12 protein-coding genes are annotated in these 15,320 nt (G+C 67.6%); 6 read left to right on the top strand and 6 right to left on the bottom strand.

Going from position 1 to position 15,320, the window contains the following annotated elements:
• Positions 1 to 94 precede the first annotated feature (94 nt).
• A complete protein-coding gene (locus SOM26_RS13785; protein WP_320453304.1) occupies positions 95 to 1,201 on the bottom strand; it encodes an ATP phosphoribosyltransferase regulatory subunit in 1,107 nt (368 codons plus the stop codon).
• Between the two features lie 203 nt (positions 1,202 to 1,404).
• On the opposite strand from SOM26_RS13785, the gene SOM26_RS13780 reads away from it, so the two are divergent.
• Complete coding sequence (locus SOM26_RS13780; protein WP_320453303.1) at positions 1,405 to 1,890, top strand: DUF421 domain-containing protein; 486 nt, start codon at positions 1,405 to 1,407, stop codon at positions 1,888 to 1,890.
• Here the strand turns inward: SOM26_RS13780 and SOM26_RS13775 are convergent.
• From SOM26_RS13775 to SOM26_RS13765, 3 genes are all read right to left on the bottom strand, one after another.
• Positions 1,865 to 2,317: a hypothetical protein gene (locus SOM26_RS13775; RefSeq protein ID WP_320453302.1), complete on the bottom strand. Its 453-nt coding sequence runs from the start codon at positions 2,315 to 2,317 to the stop codon at positions 1,865 to 1,867. The two genes, SOM26_RS13780 and SOM26_RS13775, sit on opposite strands and share 26 nt — an antisense overlap.
• A 74-nt stretch (positions 2,318 to 2,391) precedes the next feature.
• Positions 2,392 to 3,969 (bottom strand): phosphoglycerate dehydrogenase, encoded by a 1,578-nt coding sequence (serA, locus tag SOM26_RS13770; protein ID WP_320453301.1) that lies wholly within the window; start codon positions 3,967 to 3,969, stop codon positions 2,392 to 2,394.
• 83 nt (positions 3,970 to 4,052) lie between these two features.
• Positions 4,053 to 5,210 (bottom strand): phosphoserine transaminase, encoded by a 1,158-nt coding sequence (locus SOM26_RS13765; RefSeq protein ID WP_320453300.1) that lies wholly within the window; start codon positions 5,208 to 5,210, stop codon positions 4,053 to 4,055.
• 305 nt (positions 5,211 to 5,515) lie between these two features.
• On the opposite strand from SOM26_RS13765, the gene SOM26_RS13760 reads away from it, so the two are divergent.
• The 5 genes from SOM26_RS13760 to SOM26_RS13740 all read left to right on the top strand — a co-directional run bounded on the left by SOM26_RS13760 (position 5,516) and on the right by SOM26_RS13740 (position 9,732).
• Entirely contained in the window at positions 5,516 to 6,022 is a 507-nt protein-coding gene (locus SOM26_RS13760; protein WP_320453299.1) for a DUF2975 domain-containing protein, read from the top strand.
• A complete protein-coding gene (locus tag SOM26_RS13755; protein ID WP_320453298.1) occupies positions 6,022 to 6,243 on the top strand; it encodes a helix-turn-helix domain-containing protein in 222 nt (73 codons plus the stop codon). The genes SOM26_RS13760 and SOM26_RS13755 overlap by 1 nt, the downstream gene beginning before the upstream one ends.
• A 42-nt stretch (positions 6,244 to 6,285) precedes the next feature.
• Positions 6,286 to 6,957: an extensin-like domain-containing protein gene (locus SOM26_RS13750; protein ID WP_320453297.1), complete on the top strand. Its 672-nt coding sequence runs from the start codon at positions 6,286 to 6,288 to the stop codon at positions 6,955 to 6,957.
• A gap of 33 nt (positions 6,958 to 6,990) precedes the next feature.
• Positions 6,991 to 7,878 (top strand): LOG family protein, encoded by an 888-nt coding sequence (locus tag SOM26_RS13745; RefSeq protein WP_320453296.1) that lies wholly within the window; start codon positions 6,991 to 6,993, stop codon positions 7,876 to 7,878.
• 114 nt (positions 7,879 to 7,992) lie between these two features.
• Positions 7,993 to 9,732, top strand: a complete 1,740-nt coding sequence (locus SOM26_RS13740) for a chloride channel protein (protein ID WP_320453295.1) — start codon at positions 7,993 to 7,995, stop codon at positions 9,730 to 9,732.
• A gap of 307 nt (positions 9,733 to 10,039) precedes the next feature.
• Here SOM26_RS13740 and typA read toward each other — a convergent pair whose 3' ends face one another.
• A complete protein-coding gene (gene typA, locus SOM26_RS13735; RefSeq protein WP_320453294.1) occupies positions 10,040 to 11,881 on the bottom strand; it encodes a translational GTPase TypA in 1,842 nt (613 codons plus the stop codon).
• Positions 11,882 to 12,140: 259 nt separating this feature from the next.
• Positions 12,141 to 15,119 carry a M16 family metallopeptidase gene (locus tag SOM26_RS13730; RefSeq protein ID WP_320453293.1) on the bottom strand — a complete coding sequence of 993 codons (2,979 nt, stop codon included), beginning with the start codon at positions 15,117 to 15,119 and terminating at the stop codon, positions 12,141 to 12,143.
• Between the last annotated feature and the right edge of the window lie 201 nt (positions 15,120 to 15,320).

Below are 15,320 nucleotides of genomic sequence, written 5' to 3'. Positions count from 1 at the left end.
GCCGGACGGACCCCATGCGCCCTTCGACAGGACTCGGCGGATGGGGGTTTCCAATAATGTGCGGGGCGCGCCTAGCGGGCCGCGCACCCCGCTGTCAACCGGCGATAACCATCGGCTGACCGTCCTTCAGGATATGGGTGCAAAGCTGTGCCTCGGGGCTGTCCCCCGCCTCCAGCGCCTGCACCGTCACCCAGCCTTGCGCACGAAGCGCCGCGCCGGTCGCGGGCTCGGTCCCATAGGGCAGGAAGAGCCGCCGCCGCTCGGTCGGCGGGGCGGTGGCGACGATGGCGTCGGCATAGAGCGAGAAGCCGGTCGCCTTCTCCTCGGCGCCGTCCTCGTGGAAGATCGTATAGGTGCCGCCGCGCCCCACTTCGCGCGGAGGGCCTGCCACGAACAGGGAAAAGCCCAACCAGCTCTGAAACTCGAAACCATGCCGCTCGGTCGGGTCGAGCGTCATCGACACCCCCTCGCCCAACGCGGCGGCAATCGCCTCCAGCGCGTCGAGACGGTTGGCGAGGATCCCTTGGGTATCGAAGGCGCGCAGCCGCTCCATTGCGGTCGCGAACGGCCCGGCGGCCTCGACCAGCGGCAGGTAATCCGGCGCGATCGCCGCGACACCGCCCGCATCCTTGGCATCCAGCCGGTCGCGAAGCGCCGCCACCTGATCGGCCGCGACCGGCAGCGGCCCGGCGGCGAGCAGGTCGACCAGATCGGGCAGCGTGAAGTCGATCGAAATCCCGGTCGTCCCCGCCGCGACCAGCGCCTCGACCGCGACACGCACTACTTCGGTGGCCGCCGCCGTCGAGTCGAGCCCGATCAGCTCCGCCCCGATCTGCCGCCACTCGCGCGCGGGCGCCAGTTCGGAGCCGCGCAGGCGGACCACGGTTCCCGCATAGGACAGCCGGACAGGGCGCGGGTGATGGCCCATGCGGGTCGCCGCGATCCGCGCCACCTGCGCGGTCAGGTCGGGGCGGATCGCGAGCGTGCGCTGCGACACCGGATCGACGAAGCGCACCGCGTCGTGCAACCCCCCCGCCTTCAGCCGTGATCCCAGCGCCTCGGCAAATTCGATCGACGGCGGATCGGCGCGCTCATAGCCGTGCAGCCGCGCCGCCTCCAGCACCCGCGCCTCCACCGACGCGGCGGCATCGGCATAGGGGGGAAGACGGTCATGATAGCCTTCGGGCAGAAGCGCGGTCATCGGGGCATGGTCCTTCGGGAACACAGACAGGCGGTCGACAAGGCGCACGTCCGACGGAGCCTGCCGTTGGATCGCCGCGCGACGTTACAGGGGGGCGTGTTGATCGTTCGGGGAAACCACGTCAACCGGCGACATCGCATGGGGGCGTTTCGGGCGGCACCGCGTTGATCCGGCAAGCGCCCAATCGGCGCGGGAGATTATCCATGCCCGACTGGTCCGCGATGTTCGTGCCCGAGTTGCAGGTGGCCGAGGTCGTCCTGCGTGGCACCATCATGTATCTCTTCCTGGTCCTCGTCATGCGCTTCCTGCTGAAACGGGAAGGCGGCGACATCAACATCGCCGATCTGGTCGTGGTGGTCGCCGTGGTCGACGGCGCACAGCCCGCCTTCAGCGGCGATGCCCAGTCGATCACCGAGAGCATGATCTTCGTGCTGACCATCATCTTCTGGGCGTGGATGCTCAACTGGGTGAGCTATCGCTTCCGCCCGCTACGCTTCCTCACCATGTCGCCGCCGCTGATGCTGGTCGAGGACGGTCGCCTGTGCCGCGCCAATATGCGCAGGGCGCTGATGACCCGCGACGAACTGATGCAGCAACTGCGCGAAGAGGGTGTCGAGGATTTGGCGCTGGTCCGCCACGCGATGATGGAGGGGGACGGACGGATCAGCGTGGTTCGCAGGAAGGAGTGACACCCCCTGCCCGCACGCGCGTCGCGCCCCACCAGACCCGCGCGGTAGCCGCCCCGCTCAGCGCGCCCGGTATCGCCATCCACGCCATGCCCGACCACCCCATCGCCCATGGCATGATGATCGGAATCGCCACACCGACCAGGATTCCACTGACCAGATAGGGGCCAGGGCCAGTCAATCCCTTGCGCCGAAACAGATAGGTCAAAGGCAACCCGATCAGCACGCTCGCCGAAAGAACGATGACGAAGGCGATGACCAGCGGCAGCACGGCAAGCTGGAGTGCGTGCATCACGTCGTCCGTCGGGCTCCGCCCATTCGCGGCTGCTGTCGGATAGGACGCCAGAAAGAGGGTGAGCGGCATAAAAGGCCCCCCTCCCACGACGCTACCGATCAGGACGGACTTCACGAACACCAGGAACTTGCCCATCCCCGCCCTCATGAAAAAGGCCGGATGTCATGGGACACCCGGCCTGTCTTCATTTCATTCTGTCCGGCGACCGATCAGAACACCAGCCCCATCGCGGTCTTCACGCCCGGCAGAGCCTTTACCTTGGCCAGCAGGTCCGCATCCACCGCCTCGTCGACCGAGAGCAGCAGCACCGCCTCGCCGCCCGCCGAGCGGCGGCCGAGGTGGAAGGTGCCGATGTTGACGCCCGCCTCGCCCAGCGTGGTGCCCAGGCGGCCGATGAAGCCCGGCGCGTCCTCGTTGACGACATAGAGCATCGGCCCGGCCAGATCGGCCTCGACCTTGATGCCGAACAGCTCGACCAGGCGCGGGGCCTGATCGCCGAACAGCGTACCCGCCACCGAACGCTCGCCGTCCGCGGTCGTCACCGTCACGCGGACCAGGGTGTGATAGTCGCCCTCGCGGTCATGACGCACTTCGCGCACGTCGAGGCCGCGTTCCTTGGCCAGGAACGGCGCGTTGACCATGTTCACCGTGTCCGAATGGACGCGCATGAAGCCCGCCAGCACCGCACCCGTGATCGGCTTGAGGTTCAGCGCGGCGGCGGCACCCTCCGCCTCGATCGCGATGCCCGTGACCGCGCCGTGCGACAGCTGGCCGACCAGCGAGCCGAGCTTTTCGGCCAGCGCCATGTACGGCTTCAGCTTGGGCGCTTCCTCGGCGGTCAGGCTGGGCATGTTCAGCGCGTTGGTGACGCCGCCCGAGACCAGGAAGTCGGCCAGCTGCTCGGCGACCTGGATCGCGACGTTAACCTGCGCCTCGGTGGTCGACGCGCCCAGGTGCGGGGTCGAGATGAAGTTGGGCGTGCCGAACAGCGGGCTTTCCTTGGCCGGTTCGTTCTTGAACACGTCGAGCGCGGCACCACCGATATGGCCCGAATCGAGCCCCGCCTTCAGCGCGTCCTCGTCGATCAGGCCGCCGCGCGCGCAGTTGATGATGCGCACGCCCTTCTTCGTCTTGGCGAGATTCTCGGCCGACAGGATGTTGCGGGTCTGGTCGGTCAGCGGCGTGTGCAGCGTGATGAAGTCGGCACGGGCGAGCAGTTCGTCCAGCGTCACCTTCTCCACGCCCATCTCCAGCGCGCGCTCGGGCGTCAGGAACGGATCGAAGGCGACGACCTTCATGCGCAGGCCCAGCGCGCGGTCGGCGACGATCGAGCCGATATTGCCCGCACCGATCAGGCCGAGCGTCTTGGACGTCAGCTCGACGCCCATGAAGCGGTTCTTCTCCCACTTGCCCGCTTGCGTCGAGGCATCGGCCTCGGGCAGCTGGCGGGCCAGCGCGAACATCAGGGCGATGGCGTGTTCGGCGGTGGTGATCGAATTGCCGAAGGGGGTGTTCATCACCACCACGCCCTTGGCGCTGGCGGCGGGGATGTCGACATTGTCGACGCCGATTCCGGCGCGGCCGACGACCTTCAAATTGGTCGCGTGCTCCAGGATTTCCTTGGTCACCTTGGTCGAGCTGCGGATCGCCAGGCCGTCATACTGGCCGATGATCGCCTTCAGCTCGTCGGGCGTCTTGCCGGTGATCTCGTCCACCTCGACACCGCGCTCGCGGAAGATCTGGGCGGCCTTGGGATCCATTTTGTCGCTGATGAGAACTTTGGGCATGGGTCACCTCGTCACCCCGGCACGGCCGGGGTTATGGAATGGGGGAAGGTCCCCGGCACGGGTGGCCGGGGCAAGAATCAGGATCAGGCCGCCTTGGCGGTGGCGTAGGCCCAGTCGAGCCAGGGGCCGAGCGCCTCGATATCGGCGGTCTCGACCGTGGCGCCGCACCAGATGCGCAGGCCGGCCGGCGCGTCGCGGTAACCCGCCACGTCAAAGGCCGCACCTTCGGCTTCGAGCAGCGAGGCCATCTTCTTGATCAGCGCCTCGTCCGCACCCTCGACCGTCAGGCAGACACTGGTCGTCGAGCGGATCGCCGGATCGGCGGCGAGATGGCCGAGCCAGTCACGCTCCTCGACGAGTCGGTTCAGCGCCGCCGCATTGGCGTCCGATCGCGCCAGCAGCGCATCCGCACCGCCCAGCGACTTGCCCCATTCCAGCGCGAAGATCGCGTCCTCGACGGCGAGCATCGAGGGCGTGTTGATCGTTTCGCCCTTGAACACGCCCTCGGCCAGCTTGCCCTTCGACACCAGGCGGAAGACCTTGGGCAGCGGCCAGGCGGGGGTGTAGCTTTCGAGGCGCTCGACCGCGCGCGGGCCGAGGATCAGGACGCCGTGCGCGCCCTCGCCGCCCAGCACCTTCTGCCAAGAGAAGGTCGCGACGTCGATCTTGTCCCAGGGCAGGTCATAGGCGAACACCGCGCTGGTCGCGTCGGCGAAGGACAGGCCCTCGCGGTCGTCGGCAATCCAGTCGCCGTTCGGGACGCGCACGCCCGAGGTGGTGCCGTTCCAGGTGAAGAGAACGTCGTTCGACCAGTCGACGGCGTTCAGGTCCGCGATCTGGCCGTAATCCGCACGCAGCACGGTGGGTTCCAGCTTCAGCTGCTTGACCGCATCCGTCACCCAGCCCTCGCCGAAGCTTTCCCAGGCGAGCGTGGTGACGGGGCGGGCGCCCAGCATGGTCCACATCGCCATCTCGAACGCGCCGGTGTCGGAGCCGGGCACGATGCCGATGCGGTGGGTGTCGGGGAGCTTGAGCAGCTCGCGCATCAGGTCGATGCAATATTGCAGCCGCTGCTTGCCCAGCTTCGAGCGATGCGAACGGCCGAGGCTGTCCGTCGCGAGCTTGGCCGCGTCCCAACCGGGAGGCTTGGCGCAGGGACCGCTGGAAAAATAGGGGCGCGCCGGTTTGGTGGCGGGCTTCGCGGGCGCAAGAGTGGCGTCGGCGGCATTCAATTCAGTCATTTAAGACTCTCCTCACAGAGAGCACGCGCGGCGTTGGGACCGCGTGGCCCGTCGACGGCCCTAGCGATGTCGAACGAAGATGACAACCACAATCGCGACGGCGCAATTTTGCATACGCCGCCTGGCTTGCGGCGGCGGTTTCGCAACGTCCAGCCCCTCTGCGCTGCGCCGCCCATAGCCGCGCTTTCCGCCCCGGATGATGGCTCAAACCACTCCACATATCGTTTTTCAATAATTCTATTGCGCGATATTCAATATGGATTTATCGAATACCAATATTCACAAGGGACGTAGGACAGACGGCCATGACACGTTTCGCCAGTCACATCAGCACACTGCTTTATGCGGTCTTGCTCGCCCTTCTCGCGTTCGTCACGGCGGTCCTTCTGGCGGCAGTAGGCACGCTGATCGTCGATGCGATCTCGCCGGGGGCGCTGGGGACGGTGCATGTCAACGCACAGGCGCTGGACGTGAAGACACCCCGCGTGGTCGCCGCGGCGCTGGCCGTCATGCTGATGGTTCTGGGCCTCGCCTGGTCCGCGCTGCTTCCGCTGATCCAGATGTTGCGCAGCACGGCGGCGGGCGAGCCCTTCACCCCCGCCAACGTCAAGCGGCTGAACTGGATCGCGGGCACCATCGCGGTCGCCTATCTACTGCAATTCGCGCTGCCCCCGATCCTGCCCTTCGACGCACAGGACATGGTCAAGCCGATGGGCGTGGACGGTGTGTTCGCGATCCTGCTGACGCTGGTGCTGGCGCAAATCTTCCGTGAGGGCGTGCGCCTGCGCGAGGATGCGGAGGGCACGATCTGATGGCGATCCGCATCAATCTCGACCGGCTGCTGCTCGACCGGCGCATGTCGCTGACCGAACTGGCCGAGCGGGTCGACCTGACGCTCGCCAACCTGTCGATCCTGAAGACCGGCAAGGCCCGCGCGATCCGCTTCACCACGCTGGACGCGATCTGCTCCGCGCTGGCGTGCCAGCCGGGCGACATATTGGAACATGTCGCAGACACGCCTCCGCACGACTGATCGGGGCTGGCCAAATTGTCGGCACCATGGCCAAGGGGGCGCATGACCCGCGCCCCCTTTTTCGTCCTCCTTCCCATTCTGGGCGCGGTCTTCCTTTCCGCCTGCGGGCGCGCCGACCGTCCCGAACGCCCGGTGCAGCAGGCCGCGCGCGCCGAACCGTATCGCCCGCCGATCCGCGAAACCGCGCAGTGCGAGGCCGACCTGCGGCGCGAGGGCGTGGACTATCGCCGCCTGCCCGACAAGGAACTGGGCCCCGGCTGCGGCCTGTACGGCGCGGTGCAGCTGACCGATATCGGCGTGCCCGTCACCGGCGTCACCGCGATGCGATGCGGCAATGCGCGGGCTTTTGCCGGTTGGGTGCGCAACGCCGTGGCGCCCGCCGCGTGGCAGATCCTCGGATCACCGCTGGCCAGGGTAGAGGGCATGGGCACCTATGCCTGTCGCAACATCGTCGGCAGCAAGCGGATCGGCGACCGGCGGTCGGGCCATGCGCTGGCCAATGCGGTCGATGTGGGCGGCTTCGTCCTGAAGGACGGGCGGCGGATCACCCTGCTGAACGACTGGTATTCGACCGACCCGCAGGTCCGGCAGTTCTGGACGACCATCCGCGCCTCCGCCTGTCGCCGGTTCGGTACGGTTTTAAGCCCCGATTACAACGCCGCGCACCGCAACCACCTGCATCTGGAGGATGATGCCGCGCATTTTTGCCGGTAGCGCGAGAGGCACCGATCCCCTACATCATCCGAAATGACCGATAAGACCCAAGTACCGAACCGCGTCTTCCCCAATGCCAGCCAGGACGCCGAGAGCGCCAAGACGATCGTCTCGACGCCGCAGACCGAAAGCCCCGCCTATACGCTGGCCTTTCAGGACATGGACTTCCTGCTGCGCGAAGACCTTCGCCCCGTCCGTTTCCAGCTGGAACTGCTGAAGGCGCAGCTGCTGCTGGAAGAGGCCAAGATCGCCTCGACCTTCGTCTTCTATGGCTCGGCGCGTATTCCGGAGCCCGCCAAGGCCGAGGCGCTGCTGGCGCTGGCGCATGACGACAAGTCGCGCAAGATCGCCGAGAACCTGGTCGCCAAGAGCAAATATTACGACATCGCGCGCGAGCTGGCCCAGATCACCAGCCGCCTGCCCCGCGACGATCGCGGGATGCGGCAGTTCGTGGTGTGCTCGGGCGGCGGCCCTTCGATCATGGAGGCTGCCAATCGCGGCGCGGCCGATGTCGGCGCCGAGTCGGTGGGTCTGAACATCGTCCTGCCGCACGAGCAGGCGCCGAACCCCTATGTCACGCCCTCGCTGAGCCTCCAGTTCCACTATTTCGCGCTGCGCAAGATGCACTTCCTGCTTCACGCACGCGCGCTGGCAGCGTTCCCGGGCGGTTTCGGCACGTTCGACGAGCTGTTCGAGCTGCTGACCCTGATCCAGACGGGCAAGATTCAGCCCATCCCCGTGCTGCTCTTCGGCCGCGCCTTCTGGGAGCGAGTCGTCAATTTCGAGGCGCTGGTCGAGGAAGGCGTGGTGTCCGAGCGTGATCTCGGCATCTTCACCTATGTCGAAACCGCCGAGGAAGCCTGGGACGTGGTGCGCAACTTCTACGAAGAGCGTGCGCGCAAGGAAGCCGAACAGGGCTGATCCCGTCCCGACACCGTGATCTGCAACGCCCGTCTTCGCGAGAAGGCGGGCGTTGTCGTTTCGGGGTGCTACAGCACTGGCCGCACGCGCCGAATCCCGACATAGCCGCTCACCATGTCCGTCGTCCGACTCGCCCCGTCCTGGGTGCGGCGCAAGGTTCGCGCCAGCGAAGCCAGTCTTGTCCTGCTGGCCATCGCCATCGGTGCGGGGGCCGGACTGCTCAGCGTCCTGCAAGGCGCGGTCGCCCGCACGCTGCAGCATTGGCTGTTCGCGCTGGAACTGGACCAGCGGTTGAGCGCGACCGCCGCCGTCGCGCCGATCTCGCTGCTTGCCCTGCCCTTCGGCGGATTGGTGCTGGCCCTGTTCTCCAAGGCCACCCGCGCGCGGCAACGGCGGCTGGTCGACGCGGTCGAGGCCAATGCGTTGCATGGCGGCCGCCTGTCCTGGTCCGACAGCTTGGTGATTTCGGGGCAGACGATCATCTCCAACGGCTTCGGCGCGTCGGTCGGGCTGGAGGCCGCCTATGCTCAGCTCGGCGCGGGGCTTGCATCGATCGCGGGGGGCTGGCTTCGGTTGCGGCGCGGCGACCTGCGCGTGCTGGTGGGGGCGGGCACCGGGGCGGCGATCGCCGGTGCGTTCGGGGCGCCGCTGGCAGGTGCCTTCTACGCCTTCGAGATCGTGATCGGCGCCTATACGCCCGCCGCCATCGCACCCGTCGCGGCGGCGGCGCTGACCGGGGTACTGGTCGCGCAGATGCTGGGCGCGCAGCCCTATATCGTCAACGCGGTCGCGGGCGAGCCGGTGCTGAGCCACCATTATCTGATCTATGCCGGACTCGGCGCGATCGCGGCGGTGCTGGGCATCGTCCTGATGCGCGCGGTCGCCGAGATGGAGGCGCTGACCCGTCGCCTGCCGGTGCAGGCGTCGTGGCGACCGATGCTGGGCGGCGTCCTGCTGATCCCGCTCGCACTGCTGACGCCGCAGGTGCTGTCGGCGGGGCACGGCGCGCTGCATCTCGACCTGGAACATGGCCTGCCGCTCAGTTTCCTGGCGGCGATCTTCATCATGAAAAGCGCGGCGTCGGTGGTGTCGCTGGGCTTCGGTTTTCGCGGCGGGCTGTTCTTTGCCTCGCTGTTTCTCGGCAGCCTGTTGGGGCACATCTATGCCGATGTCATCGCCTGGGGCGCGGGGTCGGCGATCATCGATCCGCAAAATGCCGCGCTGGTCGGCATGGCCGCCTTTGCCGTGGCGATCGTCGGCGGGCCGATGACGATGGCGATGCTGGTGCTGGAGGCGACACACGACTTCTCGCTGGCGGGTGCGGCGATCGCCGCCTCGCTGGTCACCACGACGATCGTGCGCGAGACGTTCGGCTATTCCTTCTCGACCTGGCGGCTTCACCTGCGTGGCGAAACGATCAAGAGCGCACGCGATGTCGGCTGGATGCGCACGCTGACCGCGGGGCGCATGATGCGCCGGGTCGAGCGCGCCACCCCCGCCGCGCTGACCATTGCCGAGTTCCGCCGCGCCTTTCCGCTCGGCTCGACCAGCCGGGTCGTGCTGGTCGACGATCAGGGGCGTTATGCCGGGATCGCACAGACCGCGCGCGCCTATGCCGATGGCCTCGACCCAGCGGCGCTGATCGATACGCTGGCCATCCACCGCGAGCACACGCTGCTGCCCGATGCCGATATCAAGGCGGTGATGGGCGCGCTGGATGCCGCGAATGCCGACGAGCTGGCGGTGATCGGCCCCGATCATGCGGTGCTGGGGCTGTTGTCCGAACCCTATGTCCGACGGCGCTATGCCGAGGAGTTGGACAAGGCACAGCGGGAGCTGTTCGGGGAGCATTAAGGGGCTTGCCCAGCTTGACGATCAAGCACCCGACATCCCCTCAGGGGCGGGGATCGTTACCCAAATCCGCCTCCCCTCTCCCCTGGATAGGGGAGAACGGTAGCGGAGCTTGCCAGCCCCGCCGGCTAGGGTTTGATCCACCTGACCTGAACTATCGCCCTGCCGCCCCGGCAGAGGCCGGGGTGGTGCTTCGGCCTGGCTGGATCGAACTCAAGCTCGGCTTGGGCAATGGGCAAGGGAGGGAAGCGGACTGCTGAAGCCCCCAAAGAAAAAGGGCCGGACGTTTCCGCCCGGCCCCTTGTCCTGTTTACGCCGCCTTCGAGCGAGCTGCGCGCTTGCGCTCGTTCGGGTCGAGGTAGCGCTTGCGCAGACGGATCGACTTCGGGGTCACTTCGACCATTTCGTCGTCGTCGATATACGCGATCGCCTGTTCCAGCGTCATCTTCTTCGGCGGGGTCAGGCGGATGGCGTCATCCTTGCCGCCCGACGCGCGGAAGTTGGTCAGCTGCTTCGCCTTCATCGGGTTGACCTCGAGGTCATCCGTCTTGGCGTTCTCGCCGATGATCATGCCCTCGTAGAGCGCCTCGCCGTGGCCGACGAACAGGATGCCGCGCTCTTCGAGCGGACCCAGCGCATAGCCCTGTGCTTCGCCGGCGCCGTTCGAGATGAGGACGCCGTTCTTGCGGCCCTCGATCTTGCCCTTGTGGGGGCCGTACTTCTCGAACAGGCGGTTCATGATGCCGGTGCCGCGCGTGTCCGACAGGAACTCGCCGTGGTAACCGATCATGCCGCGCGACGGCGCGGAGAAGGTGATGCGGGTCTTGCCGCCGCCCGAGGGACGCATGTCGGTCATCTCGGCCTTGCGCAGGTTCATCTTCTCGACGACCGTGCCCGAATATTCCTCGTCCACGTCGATGATGACGGTTTCGTACGGCTCGGTCTTCTTGCCGTCCTCGTCCTCGCCGAACAGCACGCGCGGGCGGCTGATGCCCAGCTCGAAGCCTTCGCGGCGCATCGTCTCGATCAGGACGCCCAGCTGGAGTTCGCCACGACCGGCGACCTCGAAGCTGTCGCGATCGTCGCTCTCGGTGACCTTCACCGCGACGTTCGATTCCGCTTCGCGCATCAGGCGGTCGCGGATCATGCGGCTGGTGACCTTCGAACCCTCACGGCCCGCCATCGGCGAATCGTTGACCGCGAAGCGCATCGACAGCGTGGGGGGATCGATCGGCTGCGCGTGCAGCGGCTCGGTCACGCTGGTGTCGGCGATGGTGTTCGCCACGGTGGCGACGGCGAGGCCCGCCAGCGAGATGATGTCGCCCGCCTTGGCTTCGTCGACCGGCACGCGGTCCAGGCCACGGAAGGACATGATCTTCGACGCGCGGCCCGTCTCGACGATGTTGCCGTCGTTGTCGAGAGCGTGGATCGCCTGGTTCAGCTTGACCGTGCCCGAGTTGACGCGGCCGGTCAGGATGCGACCCAGGAAGTTGTCGCGGTCGAGCAGCGTCACCAGGAAGGTGAAGGGCACGTCCTCGACTTCCACCTTCGGCGCGGGCACGTGGCGGACGATGGTCTCGAACATCGGGATCAGCGTGCCTTCGCGCGCGTCCATGTCGGTCGAGGCATAGCCGTTGCGGCCCGAAGCGTAGAGGACCGGGAAGTCCAGCTGCTCGTCATTCGCATCGAGCGAGACGAACAGGTCGAACACTTCGTCCAGCACTTCCTGGATACGCGCATCGGCGCGGTCGACCTTGTTGACGACGACGATCGGCTTCAGGCCGAGCGCCAGCGCCTTGCCCGTCACGAACTTCGTCTGCGGCATCGCGCCTTCCGACGAATCGACCAGCAGGACGACGCCGTCGACCATCGACAGGATGCGCTCGACTTCGCCACCGAAGTCGGCGTGGCCGGGGGTGTCGACGATGTTGATGCGGATCGACTCGTCGGTGCCCGGGGGAGTCCAGTCGACCGAGGTCGGCTTGGCGAGAATGGTGATCCCGCGCTCCTTTTCCAGGTCGTTGGAATCCATCGCGCGCTCTTCGACGCGCTGGTTGTCGCGGAAGGTGCCCGACTGGCGGAACAGCTGATCAACCAGGGTCGTTTTGCCATGGTCGACGTGCGCGATGATCGCCACGTTGCGGAGGCTCATGCAAATTTCTCTTGTTCGGAGGGTATGTCGCCGCGCGCCATAGCCGAAAGCTGCGCAAAGCGAAAGGGCAGCGCGGATATTGCGCCGCACAAAGGTCGTCGGTGGTTGAAACGTGCCGGGAAGCGACTGGTTCCTCCGCGGCACGGGGAGGTGGCAGGCCGAAGGCCTGACGGAGGGGGACTTCCCCAAAGGACGCCCTTCGCGGCGCGCCCCCTCCACCATGCTGCGCATGGTCCCCCTCCCCTTGCAGGGGAGGAATTTACTTGGCGCGCGGCACGACCTTCAGCGTCCAGTCGGTATCCGGCCGCAGATATTTCGCCGCGACCGCCTGAAGGTCGGCCGGGCCGATCGAGACGAAGTCCTTGGCCAGCCGCCGCGTCGCCTCGATCCGCTGGGGATCATAGGCCGCGCCGCCCAGCCGCTGCATCCAGAACATGTTGCCCGACGCCATGCGCGCCAGCCGCTGCGCCATCGGCCGCTTGATCCGTTGCAACTCGTCGGCGTCGATCGGCTTGGAGGCCAGGTCGGCGGCGATCGAGCGGGCGGTCGCCAGGAAGAAGTCGACCTTGTCGGGCGCGACCATGCCGATCGCGATCATCCGGCCGCCACCGGGCAGGCCGATCGGCCACTGGCTGGCGACCTGCGGGCTGTAGCTGGCCCCCGCCTGCGAGCGCAGCCGGTCGAACAGCCGGTCGGCAAAGACCTGCGCCAGCACGTCCAGCCGGTTGCGGACCTGGTCGCCCGCCGACCCGCCGCCGGTCGGCCAGGCGATGACCGCCGCCGCCTGATCGGCCGGGCCGGTATGGGTGCGAACGACAGGCGTATCGACATGCGCGGGGAAGCGGATCGGCGGCACGGGGCCGACGACCGGCGGCCGCGCCGGGATCGCGCCCAGGCTTTCCGCCACCGCCTTGATCGCGTCATCGGCCTTCACGTCGCCGAACACCGACACCTCGATCGGGCCCGAAGCAAGGAGCGGTGCCCAGAGCGCCTTGAACGATTCCGGCGTGGTCGCCATGACCGCCTCGCGCGGGGGCGTGCCCCAGCGCGGATCGCCGCCACGCAGCAGCCGTTCCAGATCATGGCCCAGCACGCCGTCGGGCGAGGAGTCGAACCCGTCATACCCCGCCAGCATCGCGGCCTTGGCCCGGTTGACCGGTGCCGCGTCCCAGCGCGGGGCGATAAGCTTGGCCGCGATCAGCTTCAGATTGTCGGCATAGTCGCCGGGCGAGGACAGCGCGTTGAAGGCGAAGGCATCGTCGTCGATGTCGAAATCCATGCCCATGGTCCGCCCGGCGGTCAGCCGGTCGAGATCGCCCTGGTCGAACTTGCCGATACCGCCCGCGACCAGCGCGAGATCGGCGGCCCAGGCCGGGCTTTCGCGGGTCGCGGGCAACGCGTCATAGCCACGCCCGAACCGGACACGGATATAGACGCGCCCCGTCTCGCCGTCATTGGCGAGCAGGAGCAGGCGAACGCCATTGGCGAAGGTCACCTTCTCCAGCCCCAGCTCGTCGACCTTTTCGCGGGACACGACCGTGCCGGGCTTCCCTAGTTTCGGCAGCTGCGCGAAGGTGATGGCACCCCGGCGGCGACGACTTTCGGCCAGTGGACGGACATCGGCCTTCAGCGCGGCGGTCAGTTTGGCGACCGCATCCGGCTGGGCGGTGCGGGTGTTGACCAGCGCGCGGGTCGCGGTGCCCTGGAAGATCTTGCGGGTCGAGGCCAGCACCGTGGCGGGCGTGAACATCTTCTTGTCGATCGCCTGGCGCAGGATCTGATAGCTCGTCTCGGGCGCGGTCACGGTCTCGCGGATGTCGAGCGCACCGACCATGTCGTCGGCCTGTTTCGACCCCGCCTCGACCCGTGCGGTCTCGACCTGGTTGCGCAGGATCGCGTCGTAATCGGCCAGTTCGCGGTCGATCTCGCCTTGCGTCGGCGGGGTCGCCATCGCGTCGGCGATGACCGCGCGCACGTCCTTGAGCGCGACTTCCCAGTTATCCCCGAGCGGCACGACATTGACGGTCGTCAGATTGGCCGAGCGGGACACGTCGTCCAGCGCGACACTGGCCTGGAGGAAGCTGCCCCCGGCCCGCGCGCGGTTCTCCAGGCGGCGGCTGATCAGGCGGGCGGCGACCATGTCGACCATCCGCTTCTGGTTGAAGATCGCGGTATCGTCCTGATACTGCCACGGGCGCAGCACCGCCATGGCGACGACCGGCGGCATCGACGGCTCGACCAGCGCGCCCGCGACCGGCGCATCGGCCTTGGGCTTGCCGAAATCGGGGTCGGCCGGATTGGCGCCGACGCCCTGCCAGCCGCCGAAATTCTTGGTGACCAGCTTGGCCAGCAACAGCGGGTCCATGTCGCCCGAGATGATGACGACCGCGCGTTCGGGGCGATACCAGCGGTCGTGGAAGGCGCGCACCGTCTCGGGCGTCGCGGCCTCCAGCGTGGCGAGCTGGCCGATCGGCGACCGCTCGGCCAGCGGCTGTCCGGCGAAGAGCGTTTGGCGCAGCTTGTCGGCATAGCGGACCTGCGGCCCCGGCTGTTCGCGCCGCTCGGCCAGAACGACCGGGCGCTCGGCGTTCAGCGACTGGGCGGTCAGCGACGGCGCGGCCATCATGCCGCTCAGGATTTTCAGGCTCTCGTCCAGCCCCGCCTCGGTCGCGCCGGGCAGGTCGAGCTGGTAGACGGTCTGGGTCGGCGTGGTCGAGGCGTTGGAGTCCGAACCAAAGGTCGCGCCCAGACGCTGCCAGATACGCTTGGCCTCGCCATCGGGGACATGCTGCGATCCACGGAAGGACAGATGCTCGATCAGATGGGCAAAGCCGCGCTCGGACGCCTGTTCGTTCAGCGACCCCGCATCGATCCGCACCCGCACCGCCACCTGCCCCGGCGGCACGCCGTTGCGGCGGACCGCGAAGCGCAAGCCGTTGGCCAGCCGCCCGAACTTCCACATCTTGTCCTGCGGCAGGTCCGACCCCTTGTAGAGCCAGGCGGACTGGTCGACACCCGGAATCGGGGGCAGCGGGGCGAGCGGGTCGGTGGCCGCAGGCGCCACGCTGGCGGGCACGGGCATGCCCTGCGGCACCGCGCGGTCGGTCGCGGGAGCAGGATTGGGCTGGGGAGTCGGGGCCGGTTGCGGAACGGGCGCCGACTGGCCGATGACAGGAAGCGCCAGTCCGAGAAGGACCGGCAGGGCAAGACAGCGCAATGCGCGGGACGGAAACGCCATGGCCCCCTCTTACCCTGCCGGACAGCGGATCGCCAGCCGCCCCTAAATCGCCCCAAAGCGCCGCGATTGGGCCGCACCGACGTCGGCTACGCCATCATTTCGACCCACTGCCCCTTTAGTCCCATTCGGGCCGAACCCGCGTCACAAGGGCCACCGATGCCCGGGCACGGAGCCGGGCCGGGGACATACGGAACGTGATGA

The sequence above is a fragment of the Sphingomonas sp. CFBP8993 genome (assembly GCF_034044895.1).
Lineage (GTDB): Bacteria > Pseudomonadota > Alphaproteobacteria > Sphingomonadales > Sphingomonadaceae > Sphingomonas.
This window is presented reverse-complemented; position numbering and strand designations above follow the sequence as displayed.